14 protein-coding genes are annotated in these 16,191 nt (G+C 69.1%); 3 read left to right on the top strand and 11 right to left on the bottom strand.

What is annotated here, in order from left to right; translation table 11 throughout:
• Positions 1–14: 14 nt before the first annotated feature.
• From PM1_RS02365 to mdlC, 3 genes are read right to left on the bottom strand one after another with little or no spacing between them, the layout of a single operon-like run.
• Positions 15–983: a ketopantoate reductase family protein gene (locus PM1_RS02365; RefSeq protein WP_009613394.1), complete on the bottom strand. Its 969-nt coding sequence runs from the start codon at positions 981–983 to the stop codon at positions 15–17.
• A gap of 28 nt (positions 984–1,011) precedes the next feature.
• On the bottom strand, positions 1,012–2,403 hold the full coding sequence (locus PM1_RS02360; RefSeq protein WP_009613395.1) for an MFS transporter: 1,392 nt from the start codon (positions 2,401–2,403) through the stop codon (positions 1,012–1,014).
• Positions 2,404–2,462: 59 nt separating this feature from the next.
• Positions 2,463–4,049, bottom strand: a complete 1,587-nt coding sequence (mdlC, locus tag PM1_RS02355; protein WP_009613396.1) for a benzoylformate decarboxylase — start codon at positions 4,047–4,049, stop codon at positions 2,463–2,465.
• Between the two features lie 109 nt (positions 4,050–4,158).
• Between mdlC and PM1_RS02350 the strand changes: the two genes are divergently transcribed.
• Positions 4,159–5,055 carry a LysR family transcriptional regulator gene (locus PM1_RS02350; protein ID WP_009613397.1) on the top strand — a complete coding sequence of 299 codons (897 nt, stop codon included), beginning with the start codon at positions 4,159–4,161 and terminating at the stop codon, positions 5,053–5,055.
• A 7-nt stretch (positions 5,056–5,062) separates the two neighbouring features.
• Here PM1_RS02350 and PM1_RS02345 read toward each other — a convergent pair whose 3' ends face one another.
• Entirely contained in the window at positions 5,063–6,388 is a 1,326-nt protein-coding gene (locus PM1_RS02345; protein ID WP_009613398.1) for an MFS transporter, read from the bottom strand.
• A 336-nt stretch (positions 6,389–6,724) separates the two neighbouring features.
• On the opposite strand from PM1_RS02345, the gene PM1_RS02340 reads away from it, so the two are divergent.
• The gene (locus PM1_RS02340) at positions 6,725–7,783 is read left to right on the top strand and encodes an aromatic ring-hydroxylating oxygenase subunit alpha (protein WP_009613400.1); all 1,059 of its coding nucleotides are present in this window, start codon (positions 6,725–6,727) and stop codon (positions 7,781–7,783) included.
• A 51-nt stretch (positions 7,784–7,834) separates the two neighbouring features.
• A complete protein-coding gene (locus PM1_RS02335) occupies positions 7,835–8,779 on the top strand; it encodes a PDR/VanB family oxidoreductase (protein WP_009613402.1) in 945 nt (314 codons plus the stop codon).
• Between the two features lie 304 nt (positions 8,780–9,083).
• Here PM1_RS02335 and PM1_RS02330 read toward each other — a convergent pair whose 3' ends face one another.
• The 7 genes from PM1_RS02330 to PM1_RS02300 all read right to left on the bottom strand — a co-directional run bounded on the left by PM1_RS02330 (position 9,084) and on the right by PM1_RS02300 (position 16,104).
• Positions 9,084–9,812: a GntR family transcriptional regulator gene (locus PM1_RS02330; RefSeq protein WP_009613403.1), complete on the bottom strand. Its 729-nt coding sequence runs from the start codon at positions 9,810–9,812 to the stop codon at positions 9,084–9,086.
• 373 nt (positions 9,813–10,185) lie between these two features.
• Positions 10,186–10,947: an SDR family oxidoreductase gene (locus PM1_RS02325; RefSeq protein WP_009613404.1), complete on the bottom strand. Its 762-nt coding sequence runs from the start codon at positions 10,945–10,947 to the stop codon at positions 10,186–10,188.
• A 357-nt stretch (positions 10,948–11,304) separates the two neighbouring features.
• The gene (locus tag PM1_RS02320; protein WP_009613405.1) at positions 11,305–12,237 is read right to left on the bottom strand and encodes an ornithine cyclodeaminase family protein; all 933 of its coding nucleotides are present in this window, start codon (positions 12,235–12,237) and stop codon (positions 11,305–11,307) included.
• A gap of 78 nt (positions 12,238–12,315) precedes the next feature.
• Entirely contained in the window at positions 12,316–13,032 is a 717-nt protein-coding gene (locus PM1_RS02315) for an ABC transporter ATP-binding protein (protein WP_009613406.1), read from the bottom strand.
• Positions 13,029–13,901 (bottom strand): ATP-binding cassette domain-containing protein, encoded by an 873-nt coding sequence (locus PM1_RS02310; RefSeq protein WP_009613407.1) that lies wholly within the window; start codon positions 13,899–13,901, stop codon positions 13,029–13,031. The genes PM1_RS02315 and PM1_RS02310 overlap by 4 nt, the downstream gene beginning before the upstream one ends.
• Positions 13,898–15,187 (bottom strand): high-affinity branched-chain amino acid ABC transporter permease LivM, encoded by a 1,290-nt coding sequence (livM, locus tag PM1_RS02305; RefSeq protein ID WP_009613408.1) that lies wholly within the window; start codon positions 15,185–15,187, stop codon positions 13,898–13,900. The genes PM1_RS02310 and livM overlap by 4 nt, the downstream gene beginning before the upstream one ends.
• Positions 15,188–15,189: 2 nt before the next feature.
• Positions 15,190–16,104, bottom strand: coding sequence for an ABC transporter permease subunit (locus PM1_RS02300; RefSeq protein ID WP_009613409.1), 915 nt, complete (start codon positions 16,102–16,104; stop codon positions 15,190–15,192).
• Between the last annotated feature and the right edge of the window lie 87 nt (positions 16,105–16,191).

Raw genomic sequence — 16,191 nt, 5'->3', positions numbered from 1 at the left:
TTGAAAGATGGGGTTCATACCAAGGGTCCGCTCGCGGCGGCGGCTTCGCGGGCGCGCGCCTCCACCAGGCGCAACAGCCCGAGCAGCATTTCCGTGCGCGGCACGGCGATGCCCGCCCGGCGGGCGCGGGCCACCACTTCGCCGTTGATCGAACCGATCTCCGTGGGCCGCCCCGCCAGCACGTCCTGCAGCATCGAGGGCTTGTGCGTGCGGTGCTGGGCGATGGCGTCGGCCACGCTCGCCAGGCAGTGCCGGGGGTCCACGGCGATGCCCTCGGCGCGGGCCACGGCCAGCACCTCCTGCGCCACGGCGCGGGCCAGTTCGGGGCCTTGCGGCACGGCCGCCAGTTGCCCCACCGCGCAACCGGTGACGGCGCACAGGCTGTTCAGCGCGGCGTTGAACGCGACCTTCTCCCAGATCGCCGCCCACACGTCCGCATCCGCCACGCAGCGCAGGCCCGCCGCATCCAGCACGGCCGCGACCTCCGCGCAGGCCGGGCGTTCGACACCGTCCGCCGAGAAGACCCGCACCACGCCGAGGCCGTGGGACTCGACATGGCCGGGGCCATGCAGGTCTGCGGGCCAGGTGGTCATGCCGATCAACACCTGCTCCGGCGCGACGTGGCGGCACAGCGTCTCGGCGTTGCCCAGGCCGTTCTGCAGCGACAGCACCCGCGTGTGCCCGCCGATATGCTGCGCTACGCTGGCCAAGGCCTGCTCGGTGTGCAAGGTCTTGGTGAACACCAGCAACAGGTCCGGGTGCCCGCTGGCCTGTTCCGGGCGGCAGGCCGCCAGCCCTCGGATGCGCCGGTCGCCGCTGTCGGTGACCAGGCGCAGGCCCTGTTCGCGGATGGCCGCCAGGTGCGCATCGTTGATGTCCAGCAGGGTCACCCGCCGGCCGCTTTCGGCCAGCAGGCCGCCGAACAGCGAGCCCATGGCGCCGGCGCCAAGGATGCTGACGTGGGTAATGCTGCATTCGCTCATCGGATCGACCTCCCGCTCGTGAGCCGTTTCAAGACAGCCCCGGCGCGCGCCGGGGAATGTGCCGGCGCACCAGCATCAGGGCGATCATCGCCGCCACCATCACCGTGCCCAGCAGCGTCAGGTAGCCGTGCGCGCCGCTCAGGGTGATGACGCTGGCCCCGGCGAAGGCGCTGAGAATGGCGCCCAGGCGGCCGAAGGCCAGGGCCGAGGCGGTGCCGGTCGCCCGCACGCCGGTGGGGTAGATGAAGGCGCACAGGGCATAGAGCGTGGACTGCACGGCATTCACGAACAGGCCGTGCACGCCGAAGCCGAAGATCAGCAGGCTGGCATGCTGGTTCACGTCCACCAGTTGCATGGCGAAGGCGCTGGCGGCGCCGCCCAGGCAGCACAGCAGCAGCGGCCAGTAGGAGCCCCAGCGGGTCATGGCCACGGCGCAGACCAGCGCGCCTATCACGCCGCCCAGGTTGTAGGCGGTCAGCCCGGAACCGGCCACGGCCAGCGACAGGCCTTCGGCCTGGAGCATGGTCGGCAGCCAGCTGAAGGCGCTGTAGACGGCGGTCAGGCACATGAAGAAGGCCACCCAGACGGCAACGGTGTCACGCCCGTAGCCGAGGTCGAACAGGGCGCGGAAGCCGGCGCGTTTCTCCCGCGCCTGTTCCAGAGAATCGGTGTAGCGCGCGCCCTCGGGCATGGGCCGTTGCATGCGCCCGAGCAGGCGGCCCAGTTCGCCCCAGCGCTGCGGCCGGCGCGCCAGGAAGCGCGGCGACTCCGGCAGCGTCGCCAGCAGCAGGAAGCCCAGCACCAGCGGCAGCGCGCCGCCGGCGAAGAACAGCGTGCGCCAGCCGTATAGCGGCAGGATGTGCGAAGCGAAGAAGCCCGCCAGCATGCCGCCCAGGGGCACGCAGACGATGGTCGCGGTCACCGCCAGGGTGCGCCGCCGCGCCGGGGTGAATTCGGCGGTCATGGTGGTGGCGCTGGGCAGCGCGCCGCCGATGCCCAGCCCGGCGACGAAGCGCAGCAGCGCCACCGTCAGGGCATCCGGGGCCAGGCCGATGGCGCAGGTCGCCGAGCCGAACACGAAGACGCTGGCGATGACTGCCATGCGCCGCCCGAAGCGGTCGGCGAACAGGCCGGCGCAGGCGCTGCCGATGCCCATGCCGATCAGCCCGGCGGCCACCGCCGGGGCGAAGGCCTCGCGGCTGATGCCCCACTCGGCGATCATCATCGGGATGGCGAAGCCGATGAGCTGGCCGTCGAAGCCGTCCAGCACGATGGACAGCGCGGCCAGCAGCACCACGATCTTCTGCATCCGGGTGAAGGGGCCTTCGTCCAGCAGGGTACCGATGTCGGCGCTGGCCGCAGGGCGGTTCGAGTGCTGGCCGGCAGCCTCCAGCGTCTCACTGACGGTAGTCGTATTCATATCCACCTCGTTCTTATTGTTGTGGCGTGGCCGCGAGCTGCGGTCGGTAAGTCGGGCCCTCAGGGCTCGATGGTCAGGGTGGGCACCTCGATCAGCACCGGCTCGTCGCCGGCCAGGGCGCGGGCCAGTTCCGCGCGCAGGCTGGCGGCGTCGGCGGCCTGCACCGAGCGCACGCCGTAGCCGCGGCCGAGCTGGCAGAAGTCCAGGCCGGGCACGTCCAGGCCGGGGGCGTCGGGCACGTCGAGCACCCCGGCGAACCAGCGCAGCGCGCCGTAGGTGCCGTTCTTGAGGATGATGAACACCGCCGGGATGCGGTATTGCGCGGCGGTCCAGAGGGCGGTGATGCCGTAGTTGGCCGAGCCGTCGCCGATGATGCCGATCACCCGCCGCTGCGGTTGCGCCAGCTGCACGCCGACCGCCGCCGGCAGGCCGAAGCCCAGGCCGCCGGCGGCCGGGAAGAAATAGCTGCCCGGCTCACGCATCTGCACGCGCTGCCAGAAGGCGGTCACGGTGGAGGTGGATTCCTTGACGAAGATGGCGTCGTCCGGAGCCAGTTCGTCGATCACGTCGAACACGGTTTCCGGGTGCAGCGGGCCCGCTTCGTCGGCGCGCGGCGCCGGGCGCGGCAGGGCTTCGGGCATCGGCCGCGCGCTGGGGCGAACGGCTTCCACCAGGGCTTCGAGGGTGAGGAAGATGTCGCCGACCAGGGCATCGCCCATGGGCGCGCGGGCGGCCTCGCCGGGGTCGCAGGTGATGTGCACCAGCTCGGCGCCGGCGGGCAGGTAGTCGCCCGGGGCGAACTGGTGGTAGCGGAACACCGGGGCGCCCACCACCAGGATCAGGTCGTGCCCGGCGAGCCGTTGCGAGATGCCGGCGATGGCCGCCGGCAGCACGCCGCGGAAGCACGGGTGGCGCGTGGGGAACGGGCAGCGCGAGGCCGAGGGCGCGACCCAGGCCGGCATGCGCAGCTTCTCCGCCAGTTGCACGGCCAGCGGGTTGGCGCGGGCGCCATCGACGTCCGGCCCCAGCACCAGCACCGGGTTGCGCGCCCGCGACAGGCGCCCGGCCAGCTCGCCCAGTTGCGCCGGCGAAGGCAGCCCGGCGCTGGCCACGTTGCGCGCAGCCAGGTGCTCGACGCCGGCCGGCGCCGGCTGCGCCCAGTCGTCGTAGGGAATCGACAGGTACACCGGGGCCTTGGGCGCCAGGTTAGCCATGTGGATGGCCTGGCTCAGCGCGCGCGGCACGTCCTGGGCGCAGGCCGGCTCGGCGCTCCACTTCACCAGCGGCTTGGGTAGCTGCGGCGCCTCGACGTTGGCCAGCATGGCCTCCACGCCGATCATCGAGCGTACCTGCTGGCCGGCGCTGATCACCAGCGGGCTGTGGCTGTACCAGGCGTTGGTCAGCGCGCCCATGCCGTTGCCGGTGCCGGCGGCGGCGTGCAGGTTGACGAAGGCCGGCTTGCCGCTGGCCAGGGCGAAGCCGTCGGCCATGCCGACCACCGCGCCTTCGTGCAGGCCGAGGATGTAGCGGAAGTCCGCGGGGAAGTCCTTGAGGAACGGCAACTCGTTGGAACCGGGGTTGCCGAAGATGGTGGTCAGGCCGTGGCGACGGAGGATGTCGTAGGAAGCGCAATGGACGGTTTTCATGCTGGCCCTTCAGGCTCGTTCTTGGGTTTGCGCTACTGTCGCAGCGGCCTGATAATCGATCAAATCGATAGTCTCTCTATCGAAAATAAAAACCATCTATGTGACTACCATGGCCCAGATCGACCTCAATCTGATCCGCACCTTCGTCACCCTCTACGAGGCCGGCAGCGTGACCGCGGCCGCCGAGCGCCTGTTCGTCACCCAGCCCTCGGTGAGCTACGCCCTGGCGCGGCTGCGCGAGCTGTTCGACGACCCGCTGTTCAGCCGCAGCCGCGACGGCATCCAGCCGACCTTCGTCGCCGAGCAGCTGTACGCCACCCTGCGCGAGGCGCTGACGCGCATCGAGGGCGCGGTGCAGAGCACCCGCCAGTTCGACCCGGCCACCACCGAGCGGCGCTTCCGCATCGCCCTGTCGGACCTGGGCGAGCTGGGCTTCCTGCCGCTGATCCTGGCGCGGCTGAACCGCGAGGCGCCGCTGGCCGAGGTGGAAGTGCTGCCGCTGCAGGTGGACGAGGTGGGCGACTGGCTGGCCAGCGGCAAGGTGGACACCGCCATCTGCCGCCAGGCGGTGCCCGGCAGCCGCAGCCGGGTGCTGATCCAGGAGCGCTACGTGTGCCTGCTCAGCGCCGACCACCCGCGCATCGGCGAACGCCTGGAGCTGGCCGGCTACCTCGCCGAACGCCACGTGGTGGTGACGCGCACCTCCGGCCACGGCATCGCCGAGGACGTGCTCCAGGCGATGAAACTGGAGCGCCGCATCGCCCTGCGCGTGCCGCACTTCTCGGTGCTGCCGAAGATCATCCCCGGCACCGACCTGCTGACCATCCTGCCGGCGCAGATCGCCCGCATGTTCGTCGCCGAGGGCGGGCTGAAGATGCTCGAGCTGCCCTTCGCCGTGCCGGCGTTCGAGGTGTCCCTGCACTGGCGCGCGAGCAGCGAGCAGTCGGCGGCGCTGGAGTGGTTCCGCAGCGCCATCGCCGACGCGATCCTCCAAGGGCAGCATTGAGGCGCCCTCAGTGCGCGGCCAGTGGCTCGCCGGCCGGCGCCGCCGGGCGCAGGCCCAGCAGCACCAGGGCGGCGGCGGCGAAGACCACGGCGAACACGCCGTACAGGTGCAGCGGTTGCCAGCCGTCGTCCAGCAGCAGCCCGGCCACGGTGGGCGAGAGGATGGCACCCAGTCGGCCGACGCCGATCGCCCAGCCCACCCCGGTGGCGCGCACGCCGGCCGGGTAGATCAGCGGCGACAGCGCGTAGAGCCCGGCGATGCAGCCGTTGGCGAACAGCCCGATGAGCAGCCCCAGGCCAAGCGCGGCGGCCAGTGACGAGGCCGAGCCGAGGAACAGCACCAGCAGCGCCGCGGTGACCAGCATGAAGCCCTGCAGCACCCGCGCCAGCGGCACGCGCGCCGAGAGCGCGCCGACCAGGGCCGCGCCGAAGATGCCGCCGATGCTCAGCAGCACGCCACCGGTGATGCCCTGCTGCGCGGTGAGGCCGGCGGCGGTGAGCAGCTTGGGCGTCCAGCTCATGATGAAGTAGAAGCCGAACATGGCGAGGAAGAACAGCAGCCAGATCAGCAGCGTCGAGCGGCGCAGCGTGGGGGCCAGCAGTTGCAGCATCGCCACGCCGGAGGCATTGCGCGAGCGGGCTTCGGGCAGCGCATCCAGGCTGTCCAGGCCCAGGCGCCGGGCCAGGCCGTTGACCCGCGCCAGGGCGTTGGCCGGGCGGCGGGCGAGGAGGAAGTCCAGGGATTCGGGCAGGCCCGCCAGCACCAGCGGGATGGCCGCCAGGGAGATCAGGCCGCCGGCCAGGAACACCGAGCGCCAGCCCCAGTGGCCGATCAGCCACACCGCCAGCAGGCCGCCGAAGGTGGCGCCCAGGGCGTAGCCGGTGGACTGCAGGCTGACCGCCAGGGGGCGCCAGCGGCGGTTGGCGTATTCGGCGGCGATCACGTTGCTGCTGGCGAGGATGCCGCCGATGCCAAGGCCGGTGAAGCCGCGCAGCAGGGCCAGTTGCGTCGGGCTCTGGGCCAGGGCCGAGAACAGCATGCCGAGGCCGCACAGCAGCAGGCAGAAGAGGATCAGCGGGCGGCGCCCGAAGCGGTCGGCGCGCGGGGCGATGAACAGCGAGCCGGCGGCCATGCCGAACAGCCCGGCGCTGAGCAGCAGGCCGACCTGGGCGCCGTTCAGGCTCCACTCGGCGGAGACCGAGGCGGCGGTGAAGGCCATCACCAGCACGTCGAAGCCGTCGATCATGTTGAGCAGGATGCAGATGCCGATGGCCGTCCACTGGAAGCGGTTCATCGGGCCCTGGTCGAGGGCATGGCGCAGGTCACGATTCATGGGCGCACCTCCGGCGGGCGGAGGTTCGGGGCTGGGCGCACGGCATGGCGGGTTCCTCTTGTTCTTGTTGTGGAGGCTTGGTTGGCGCACACCCTGGCAGCGGTGGATCCCGAGCACAAGCCCCCATTGGATCCCAAAATCACGGAATGGGCTGACGGAAACCACAGATCCCACAGCCTTTACGACACCAAGATCCAGACTTTACGGAGCCTTCAGCTTGAATTCGGAATTCGTTCGATTATCGAACTGATTATTTTTCGACCACCACGGTTGACAGGCTTTCCGCTCGAAGCCAACCATTGGATCCAATAAAAACCACAAGATGAGGATCGCCCCATGTTCCCGAAGAACGCCTGGTACGTCGCCTGCACCCCCGACGAGATCGCCGACAAGCCCCTGGGCCGGCAGGTCTGCGGCGAAAAGATGGTCTTCTACCGCGGCCCCGAAGGCCGCGTGGCGGCACTGGAGGACTTCTGCCCGCACCGCGGCGCGCCGCTGTCGCTGGGCTTCGTCGAGGACGGCAAGCTGATCTGCGGCTACCACGGCCTGGCCATGGGCTGCGAAGGCCACACCGAGTCCATGCCCGGCCAGCGCGTGCGCGGCTTCCCGGCGATCCGCAAGTTCGCCGTGGAAGAGCGCTACGGCTTCATCTGGGTGTGGCCGGGCGATGCCGCGCAGGCCGACCCGGCTCTGATCCACCACCTGGAATGGGCCGACAACCCGGACTGGGCCTACGGCGGCGGCCTGTACCACATCCAGTGCGACTACCGGCTGATGATCGACAACCTCATGGACCTCACCCACGAGACCTACGTGCACGCCAACAGCATCGGCCAGAAGGAGATCGACGAAGCCGCGCCCAAGACCCGCGTGGAAGGCGAGGAAGTGATCACCGAGCGGCATATGCAGAACGTCATGGCCCCGCCCTTCTGGCGCCTGGCCCTGCGCGGCAACGGCCTGGCCGACGACGTGCCGGTGGACCGCTGGCAGATCTGCCGCTTCACCCCGCCCAGCCACGTGCTGATCGAAGTGGGCGTGGCCCACGCCGGCCACGGCGGCTACCACGCCCCGGCGCAGCACAAGGCGGCGAGCATCGTGGTCGACTTCATCACCCCGGAGAGCGAGACCTCCATCTGGTACTTCTGGGGCATGGCGCGCAACTTCCAGCCGCAGGACGCGGCGCTTACCGCGACCATCCGCGAGGGCCAGGGGAAGATCTTCGGCGAGGACCTGGAGATGCTCGAACAGCAGCAGCAGAACCTGCTGCGCCATCCGCAGCGGCAGTTGTTGAAGCTGAATATCGACGCCGGCGGCGTGCAGTCGCGGCGCATCCTCGAACGCCTCTGCGCGGCCGAGCAACAGCAACCCGCCGCCGCGCTCATCGCCAGCGCCTGAGCCCCATCCCAGAGCCGGCCCGCGAGGCCGGCCAAGCGTGAGACCGCCACCGTGCTAGACGTCGTCATCACCCGCGTGCAGCGGGAAACCCCGGACATCCTCAGCCTCGAACTGGCCCGCCCCGACGCCGGCCCCCTGCCCGCCTTCAGCGCCGGCGCGCACATCGACCTGCACCTGCCGGGCGGGCTGGTGCGCCAGTACTCGCTGTGCAACGCGCCGGAGGAAACCCACCGCTACCGCATCGCCGTGCTGCGCTGCGCCGACTCGCGCGGCGGCTCCCGCGCGGTGCACGAACTGCAGGCCGGGCAGCCGCTGCGCATCGGCGAACCACGCAACCTCTTCCCCCTCGCCGAAGGCCCGGGAAGGCGCCTGCTGCTGGCCGGCGGCATCGGCATCACCCCGCTGCTGAGCATGGCCGAGCAGCTTGCGCGCAGCGGCGCCGACTTCGAACTGCACTACTGCGCGCGCTCGGCGCAGCAGGCGGCCTTCGTCGAGTACCTGGCGCAGTCCGCCTTCGCCACCCGCGTGCATTGCCACTTCGATAACGGCGAGCCGGCGCGGCGCCTGGACGTGGCGACGTTGCTGGCGGCGCAGGCGGGCGATGCGCAGTTGTACACCTGCGGCCCGGCGGGCTTCATGGAGCACGTGCTGGACAGTGCGCGGGCCCTGGGCTGGGACGAGTCGCGCCTGCATCGCGAGTACTTCGGCGCCGAGCCGGACGTGGGCGGGGAAGCCTTCGAGGTGCAGTTGGCGAGCAGCGGGCAGGTGGTGCGCGTGGAGGATGGGCAGAGTGTGGTGGAGGCGCTGCGCGGTGTCGGGGTGGAGGTGCAGGTGGCGTGTGAGCAGGGTATCTGCGGCACCTGCCTGACGCGGGTGTTGGAAGGGGTGCCGGAGCATCGTGACCAGTACCTGACCGAGGATGAGCAGGCTGCCAATGACCAGTTCACGCCTTGTTGCTCGCGGTCGCGGAGTGCGCGGTTGGTGTTGGATCTGTAGGAGCGAGCTTGAACTCGCGAAGGGAGTTTCCAGGCGGCTTGGGTGTTTCGGTTTGACTCCGTCCCCTCTCCCCAGCCCTCTCCCTGAAGGGAGAGGGGGCTTGTCCGTGCCGGCTGAAGGCAAGGTTTCAGCCGGGTACCACAGCATCCGGCGAACTCCAGAGCATCCAAGCGCTCCGAACGGTCCCCTCTCCCTTCAGGGAGAGGGTTAGGGAGAGGGCGCTCTTCGGGCCAGGCACAATGGTGAAGCCCGTTCGCGAGCAAGCTCGCTCCTACGAAAAGCATCTCGGCACAGCTGGTTGGTCCTACGACCGGTCTTTTTCCGCAGCAGTGGACTTCTTCAGCACCGCCACACCCTCCCGCGGCGGATGGAAGTACTCGGCGTAACGCAGGGTAGCGTTGGCATGCTCACGCATGATCGCCTCGGCGCGGGCGCCCTGGCCGTTGACCAGGGCGTCGTAGGCGGCGTGGTGCTGCATGTGGGCGAAGTTGAAGCGCTGGTATTCGCGGGGCAGGTTGTCGCGGTCCACCGCCAGCGAGCTGACCGAGGCGAACGGCAGGTAGTCGTTGCGCGCCAGGGCCTCGGCGATGGCGCGGTTGCCGCTGGCCTCGATGATCGCCTGGTGGAAGCGCATGTTGAGGCTGTGATACGCCTCCAGGTCCTCGGGCAGCACGTGGCCCTTTTCGAAAATGCGGTCGCCTTCGTCCAGGCACTGCTGGAGCTGCGCCCGCGTCTGCTCGGAGATGCCGCGCTCGGCCGCCTGGCGCGCCGCCAGTCCTTCCAGCACGCCGCGTACCTCCACGGCGCCGGCGATGTCGTCCTCGGTGACCTCGCGCACCGTGTAGCCACGGTTGCCGGCCTTGACCAGCAGCCCTTCCTGCTCCAGCACACGCAACGCCATGCGCACCGGCATGCGCGAAACCTGCAGGCGCTCCGCGGTGGGAATCTCGACGATGCGCTCGCCGGCGGCCAGTTCGCCGGAGGCGATCATCTTGCGCAGTTCAGCCAGCACGCGTTGGCCTGGTTTGCTCATCGAGGGGGCTCTTGTGGCGGGGAGTTGGCGGATGATAACGCGGAGTGGCGCTTTTCGTAGGAGCGAGCTTGCTCGCGAATGGCGTTACCCGGCAGCTCCGCAGTTGGCCCCAACCCCGGTCCCCTCTCCCCAGCCCTCTCCCTGAAGGGAGAGGGGGCTTGTCCGTGCCGAGAAGGAATTTGGTGTTAGCCGGGTAATCGGTACGAGCCGGCTGACGCCGAAACATCAGCGCACTCCGAACGGTCCCCTCTCCCTTCAGGGAGAGGGTTAGGGAGAGGGAGCGGAGTCAAACCAACGCAGAGGAATCACCGGGAAACTCCGTTCGCGAGCAAGAACTAGGCGTCCCCCTCGCTCCTACAAGAGCCCGCGCTCCTCACCCCTTGCGATGCACCGAGAACCCCGCCCAGGCCTGGCTCACCGGCATGATCTCCAGGCTGTTGATGTTGATGTGCGGCGGCTGGTTGACGATCCAGTGGATGGTCTCGGCGATGTCTTCGGGCTGCAGTGCCTCGGTGCCGGCGTAGGTCTTGTCGTAGCGCGCCTGGTCGCCGCCGAAGCGCACCAGGGAGAATTCGCTTTCGCACAGGCCCGGTTCCAGGTTGCTGACGCGCACGCCGGTGCCCTGCAGGTCGCAGCGCAGGCTCAGGGAGAACTGTTCGACGAAGGCCTTGGTGGCGCCGTAGACGTGGCTGCCGGGGTACGGCCACTGGCCGGCCACCGAGCCGAGGTTGAGGATGCTGGCGCCGCGGCCGTGGGCGATCAGCCGCGGCAGCAGCAGGCGGGTGCAGTACATCAGGCCCTTGATGTTGGTGTCGACCATGGTGTCCCAGTCGTCCAGGTCGCACTCCTGCGCCGGGTCGGCGCCCAGGGCCAGGCCGGCGTTGTTGATCAGCGCGCGCAGCTTGTCGAAGCCGGCCGGCAGGTTGTCCACGGCGCGGGCCACGGCGGCGCGGTCGCGCACGTCGAGGGTGAGCGGCAGGACTTCGGCCTGGGCAGACAGTTCCTTGGCCAGGGCCTGCAGGCGGTCTTCGCGGCGGCCGGTGATCACCAGCGACCAGCCGTCGCGGGCGAAACGGCGGGCGCAGGCTTCGCCGAAGCCGGAGGTGGCGCCGGTGATGAACAGGGTGGGAGTCATGGGCCAATTCCTCTGCTGACGGTTTTTCTGTCGGACTTCGCAGGATAGCAGCCCTGCCCCTCCAGCCGGCGCTACAGCGGCCGTCCACAATGGCCGAACAGTTCGGCAGGTGCCCAGGGACGCGGGACGGAGAGGTTTTCCCCCAGGTTTTCCACAGGCTGTTCCACAGCCAAAAACGGTTTGCGGCAATGCCTGGCGAGCGCCTGCCACGGGCGCAGAAGCCCAGATGTTTCGCGGCTTGCGCCATGCCCCTGGTCAGTATTCAGGCAGCGCTGCGCAACCCACGGCGCGCCTGGGCCGGGAGCCGCTTTCCCAAGCTTATCCACAGCTTGCCCAACAGATTCCGTGGACAACCCGCTAGCCGCCCTGCTCCACCAGCAGGCGCGCGGCGATCAGGTCTTCCAGGGCGTAGCCGACCGACTTGAACAGGGTGATTTCCTGGTCGTCACGGCGCAGCCCGCGGCCCTGCAGCAGGTCGCCGAGCTGGGTGTGGATGGCCGATTCGGCGATGGCGCCTTCGGCCAGGGGAATCAGCAGGTCGCCGGCTTCCTCCAGCGCGCCTTCGCGGGTGTCGACGACGATGCGCGCGCGGCGCACGGCTTCGCTGTCGGTCTCGCGCATGCTCGGCAGGAAGGCGCCGACCAGGTCGAGGTGACTGCCCGGGCGCAGCCATTCGCCGCGCACCAGCGGCTCGCGGGAGGTGGTCACGCAGCTGATGGTGTCGGCCGCGGCCACGCCTGCGGCGAGGTCTTCGCAGGCGCGCACCGGGTAGCCTTCGCCGGCCAGGCGCTCGACCAGCGCGGCGACCTTGGACGGGTGCCGGCCCCAGATGGCGACGTCGGTGTAGTCACGCACCGCCGCGTGGGCGCGCACCATGTGCGGCGCCAGGGTGCCGCTGCCGACGATGAGCAGGCGCTCGGCGTCGCGCCGGGCCAGGTGGTCCGCCGCCAGGGCCGAGGTGCAGGCGGTGCGCCGGGCGGTGAGTTCGGAGGCTTCGAGCAGCGCCAGCGGGCGGCCGTCGACGCCGTCGAACAGGCAGAACAGCGCCGCCACCGCCGGCAGGCCGCGCGCGCCGTTGCCGGGGAACACGGTGACCAGCTTGACGCCGATGTCCTGCCCCGGGCGCCACACCGGCATGGTCAGCAGCGTGGCGTTATCGGGCAGCGCATGGCAGCCGCGCACCGGCGCCTCGCAGGTGTCGGCCAGGCCCTGGCGCAGGGCCTCGATCAGTTGTGGATAAGCCAGGCGCTCGGCGACGTCGGCGTTGGTGAGGAAACGGACATCGTGCATGGAGACTCCCCATAAAGTCAGGCGAGCCCTTGTAGGAGCGAGGCGTCCCCCTCGCTCCTACGAAGAGCAGATGTGCGGTCAGTGCCCGCCCAGATAGGCGTCGCGCACCTCCTGGTTGCCCAGCAGTTCCGCGCCCGTGCCGCTCATGCGGATCTCGCCGTTGACCATCACGTAACCGCGGTCGGAGAGCCTGAGGGCGTGGTTGGCGTTCTGCTCGACGAGGAACAGCGTCATGCCGGTCTGCGCCAGTTCGCGCAGGGTCTGGAAGATCTGCTTGACCACGATGGGCGCCAGGCCCAGGGAGGGTTCGTCGAGCAGCAGCAGCTTGGGCCGGCTCATCAGCGCGCGGGCGATGGCGAGCATCTGCTGCTCGCCGCCGGACATGGTCATGGCGCGCTGGTTGCGCCGCTCCTTCAGCCGCGGGAACAGCTCGAACATGCGCTGCATGTCTTCCTGGGCGTGGTCCATACCGATGGGGATGGTGCCCATCAGCAGGTTCTCCTCCACGCTCATGTCGGGGAACACCCGGCGCCCTTCCGGCGACTGCGCGATGCCGTTGGAGGCCACGTAGTGCGCCGAGCGCCGGGCGATGTCCTGGCCGCGGTAGAGAATCTGCCCGGCGGCCGCGCGCGGCTGGCCGAAGATGGACATCAGCAGGGTGGACTTGCCGGCGCCGTTGGCGCCGATCAGCGCCACCGTCTCGCCTTCGCCAACGGTCAGGGAAACCTTCTTCAGCGCCTGGATCGGCCCGTAGAACACATCCACATCACGGAATTCCAGAATCGGCGCCGTCATGCGACCTCCTCTTCGTCTGCGCCCAGGTAGGCGGCGATCACCTTGTCGTTGCTGCGGATCTCCGCCGGCAGGCCGCGGGCAATCACGTCGCCGTGGTCGAGCACGATGATGTGGTCGGAGATGTTCATCACCATGCCCATGTCGTGCTCGATGAGCAGCACGGTGATGCCGTGGTGGTCGCGCAGGAAGCGGATGATCCGGCTCAGCGCCTGGGTCTCGGCCGGGTTGAGGCCGGCGGCCGGTTCGTCCAGGCAGATGATCTCCGGGCGCGTGCACATGGCCCGGGCGATCTCCAGGCGGCGCTGCTGGCCGTAGGACATCTCGCCGGCCAGGCGGTTGGCGCAGTCCACCAGGTCGACCACTTCCAGCCAGTAGAAGGCGTGGTCCAGCGCGTCGCTTTCCGCGCGGCGGTAGCCGGGGGTGTTGAGGATGCCGGAAACCAGGTTGCGGTTGACGTACATGTGCTGCGCCACCAGCAGGTTCTCCACCACCGACATTTCGCGGAACAGGCGGATGTTCTGGAAGGTGCGCGCCAGCCCCGCGCGGTTCACCAGGTGGGTGCCGCCGAACATCTTGTAGTACACGCGGCTGCCGAACTGCGCCGGGTTGACGAAGTCGCCGGCCTGGAACGGCTGACCGAGGATCTTGATGACGTCGGTGGTAGTGCCCTGGGTGTTGAGCAGGATCTTCCCGCCGGTGGCCTTGTAGAAGCCGGTCAGGCAGTTGAACACGGTGGTCTTGCCGGCGCCGTTGGGGCCGATCAGCGCGGTGATGGAGCCGCGCTCCACGTCCAGGTTGACGTCGTTGAGCGCCTTGATGCCGCCGAAGTGCATCATCAGGTGCTCGACGCTGAGAATCTTGTCGCTCATGGCGCCACCCCCTTGCGCTTGGCGAAGCCCCGGCGGTTGATGCGGATCAGCCCGCGCGGGCGCCAGATCATCATCAGCACCATGAGCATGCCGAACAGCAGCACGCGGTAGTCGGCGAAGCTGCGCAGCAGTTCCGGCGTCACCGTCAGGACGAAGGCGGCGATCACCACCCCGAGGGTCGAGCCCATGCCGCCGAGCACGACGATGGCGAGGATCAGCGCCGACTCGAAGAAGGTGAACGACGATGGGTTGACGAAGCCCTGGTAGCTGGCGAAGAACACCCCGGCCAGGCCCGCGGTGGAAGCCCCGAGCATGAACGCCGAGAGCTTGACCAGCACGTGGTTCAGGCCCAGCGAGCGGCAGGCGATCTCATCCTCGCGCAGCGCTTCCCAGGCGCGGCCCACCGGCATGCGCGTGAGCCGGTGCTTGACGTACAGCACCAGCAGCACCACCAGGAACAGCACCGCGTAGATGAAGATGAACTTGAGGTTCTGGTTGTAATCGATGCCGAGGAACTCGTGGATGGGCGTGCCGCCCTCCTTGGCGCGGCGGCCGAACTCCAGGCCGAAGAAGGTCGGCGCCGGCACCTGCATGCCGTTCGGGCCGCCGGTGAAGGACAGCCAGTTGTTCAGCACCAGGCGGATGATCTCGCCGAAGCCCAGGGTCACGATGGCCAGGTAGTCGCCGTGCATGCGCAACACCGGGAAGCCCAGTAGCGCCCCGGCCATGGCCGCGGTGATGGCGGCCAGCGGCAGCACCGTCCAGAAGCCCAGGCCCAGGTACTGGTAGCCCAGCGCCAGGCCGTAGGCGCCGATGGCGTAGAAGGCCACGTAGCCCAGGTCGAGCAGCCCGGCCAGGCCCACCACTATGTTCAGGCCCAGGCCCAGCAGCACGTAGATCAGCCCGAGGATGACCACGGTGAGCAGGTACTTGTTGGCGAAGAACGGCAGCGCCACGGCGGCCACCACCAGCAGCGGGATGATCCAGCGCAGGCGCGTCTTGTAGCCCGGCGGCAGCACCTGGATGCCGGAGTCGGAGCCCTCGAAGCGGTCGAGCACGCGGCTGCCGGCAGCGGTCTGCAGGAACAGGCTGAGCACCAGGCGCCCGGCCATGACCGCGCCGACCATCCAGGCCAGGCGCACCGGTTGCAGGTTGAAGCTGTAGCCGTCGAGCACGATGCCGACGATGGGGCCGAACACGATGAGGGCGACCAGGCCGGCGAGGACGGTGTCCACCAGGCTCTGCTTGAGATCGATGCGCGGGGCGGAAGCGGTTGCGGTAGCCATGCTCACACCTTCGATACCTGGGGCCGGCCCAGGAGTCCTTGCGGTCGGAAGATGAGGATGGTCACCAGCAGGCCGAAGGCGAACACGTCCTTGTAGTCGGTGTTGACCATGCCGGAGAACTGCGCCTCGGCCACGCCCAGGATCAGGCCGCCGAGCATGGCCCCGGGCAGCGAGCCGATGCCGCCGAGCACCGCGGCGGTGAACGCCTTGATGCCGATGATGAAGCCGGCGTAGAAGTCGAAGGTGCCGTAGTTCATGGTGATCAGCACGCCGGCCAGCGCGGCCATGGCGGCGCCGATGACGAACACGTAGGAGATCACCCGGTCGGTGTTGATGCCCAGGATCGAGGCCATCTTGCGGTCCTGCTGGGTGGCGCGGCACATGCGCCCGAGCTTGGTGTACTGGATCACGTAGGTGAGCACGGCCATGCCGGCGAAGGAGGCCAGCAGGATGAACAGCTTGGTGTAGGTCAGTTGCACCCAGCCGTCGCCGATGTGCAGCTTGAAGGCGCCTTCGAGCAGCGTAGGCACGCCCTGCTGGCGCGGGCCCTGGGCCAGCTGCACGTAGTTCTGCAGGATCAGCGACATGCCGATGGCGCTGATCAGCGGCGCCAGGCGCGTGGAGTTGCGCAGCGGCTTGTAGGCGATGCGCTCGATCACCCAGCCGTACACGCCGGTGACCAGGATGGTGAAGATCAGCGTGCCGAGGATCAGCAGCGGGAAGGAATGCAGGCCGAAGAAGGCCAGCAGCGCCAGGCCGATGGCGGAAAGGTAGGCCGAGACCATGTAAACCTCGCCGTGGGCGAAGTTGATCATGCCGATGATGCCGTAGACCATCGTGTAACCGATGGCGATCAGGCCGTAGACCGACCCGAGGGTCAGCCCGTTGATCATTTGCTGGAGAAAGATGCCGTCCACGATTGGATACTCACGCAAGCGGGGCAGGAAAAGGCTGACGCGGCGCGCCTGATGCGGCTCGTGACCGCCAGCGGGCGACGTCGACCT

The sequence above is a fragment of the Pseudomonas sp. M1 genome (genome assembly GCF_022760135.1).
Lineage (GTDB): Bacteria > Pseudomonadota > Gammaproteobacteria > Pseudomonadales > Pseudomonadaceae > Pseudomonas > Pseudomonas citronellolis.
The sequence above is the reverse complement of the archived record's forward strand: the minus strand, read 5'-3'. Positions and strand labels throughout refer to the sequence as shown.

Coding starts and splice junctions, on each gene's coding strand:
- PM1_RS02315 (WP_009613406.1), bottom strand. CDS start 13,032: ATGACGGCGCCGATTCTGGAATTCCGTGATGTGGATGTGTTCTACGGG.
- PM1_RS02340 (WP_009613400.1), top strand. CDS start 6,725: ATGTTCCCGAAGAACGCCTGGTACGTCGCCTGCACCCCCGACGAGATC.
- PM1_RS02350 (WP_009613397.1), top strand. CDS start 4,159: ATGGCCCAGATCGACCTCAATCTGATCCGCACCTTCGTCACCCTCTAC.
- PM1_RS02310 (WP_009613407.1), bottom strand. CDS start 13,901: ATGAGCGACAAGATTCTCAGCGTCGAGCACCTGATGATGCACTTCGGC.
- livM (WP_009613408.1), bottom strand. CDS start 15,187: ATGGCTACCGCAACCGCTTCCGCCCCGCGCATCGATCTCAAGCAGAGC.
- PM1_RS02325 (WP_009613404.1), bottom strand. CDS start 10,947: ATGACTCCCACCCTGTTCATCACCGGCGCCACCTCCGGCTTCGGCGAA.
- PM1_RS02365 (WP_009613394.1), bottom strand. CDS start 983: ATGAGCGAATGCAGCATTACCCACGTCAGCATCCTTGGCGCCGGCGCC.
- PM1_RS02345 (WP_009613398.1), bottom strand. CDS start 6,388: ATGAATCGTGACCTGCGCCATGCCCTCGACCAGGGCCCGATGAACCGC.
- mdlC (WP_009613396.1), bottom strand. CDS start 4,049: ATGAAAACCGTCCATTGCGCTTCCTACGACATCCTCCGTCGCCACGGC.
- PM1_RS02320 (WP_009613405.1), bottom strand. CDS start 12,237: ATGCACGATGTCCGTTTCCTCACCAACGCCGACGTCGCCGAGCGCCTG.
- PM1_RS02360 (WP_009613395.1), bottom strand. CDS start 2,403: ATGAATACGACTACCGTCAGTGAGACGCTGGAGGCTGCCGGCCAGCAC.
- PM1_RS02330 (WP_009613403.1), bottom strand. CDS start 9,812: ATGAGCAAACCAGGCCAACGCGTGCTGGCTGAACTGCGCAAGATGATC.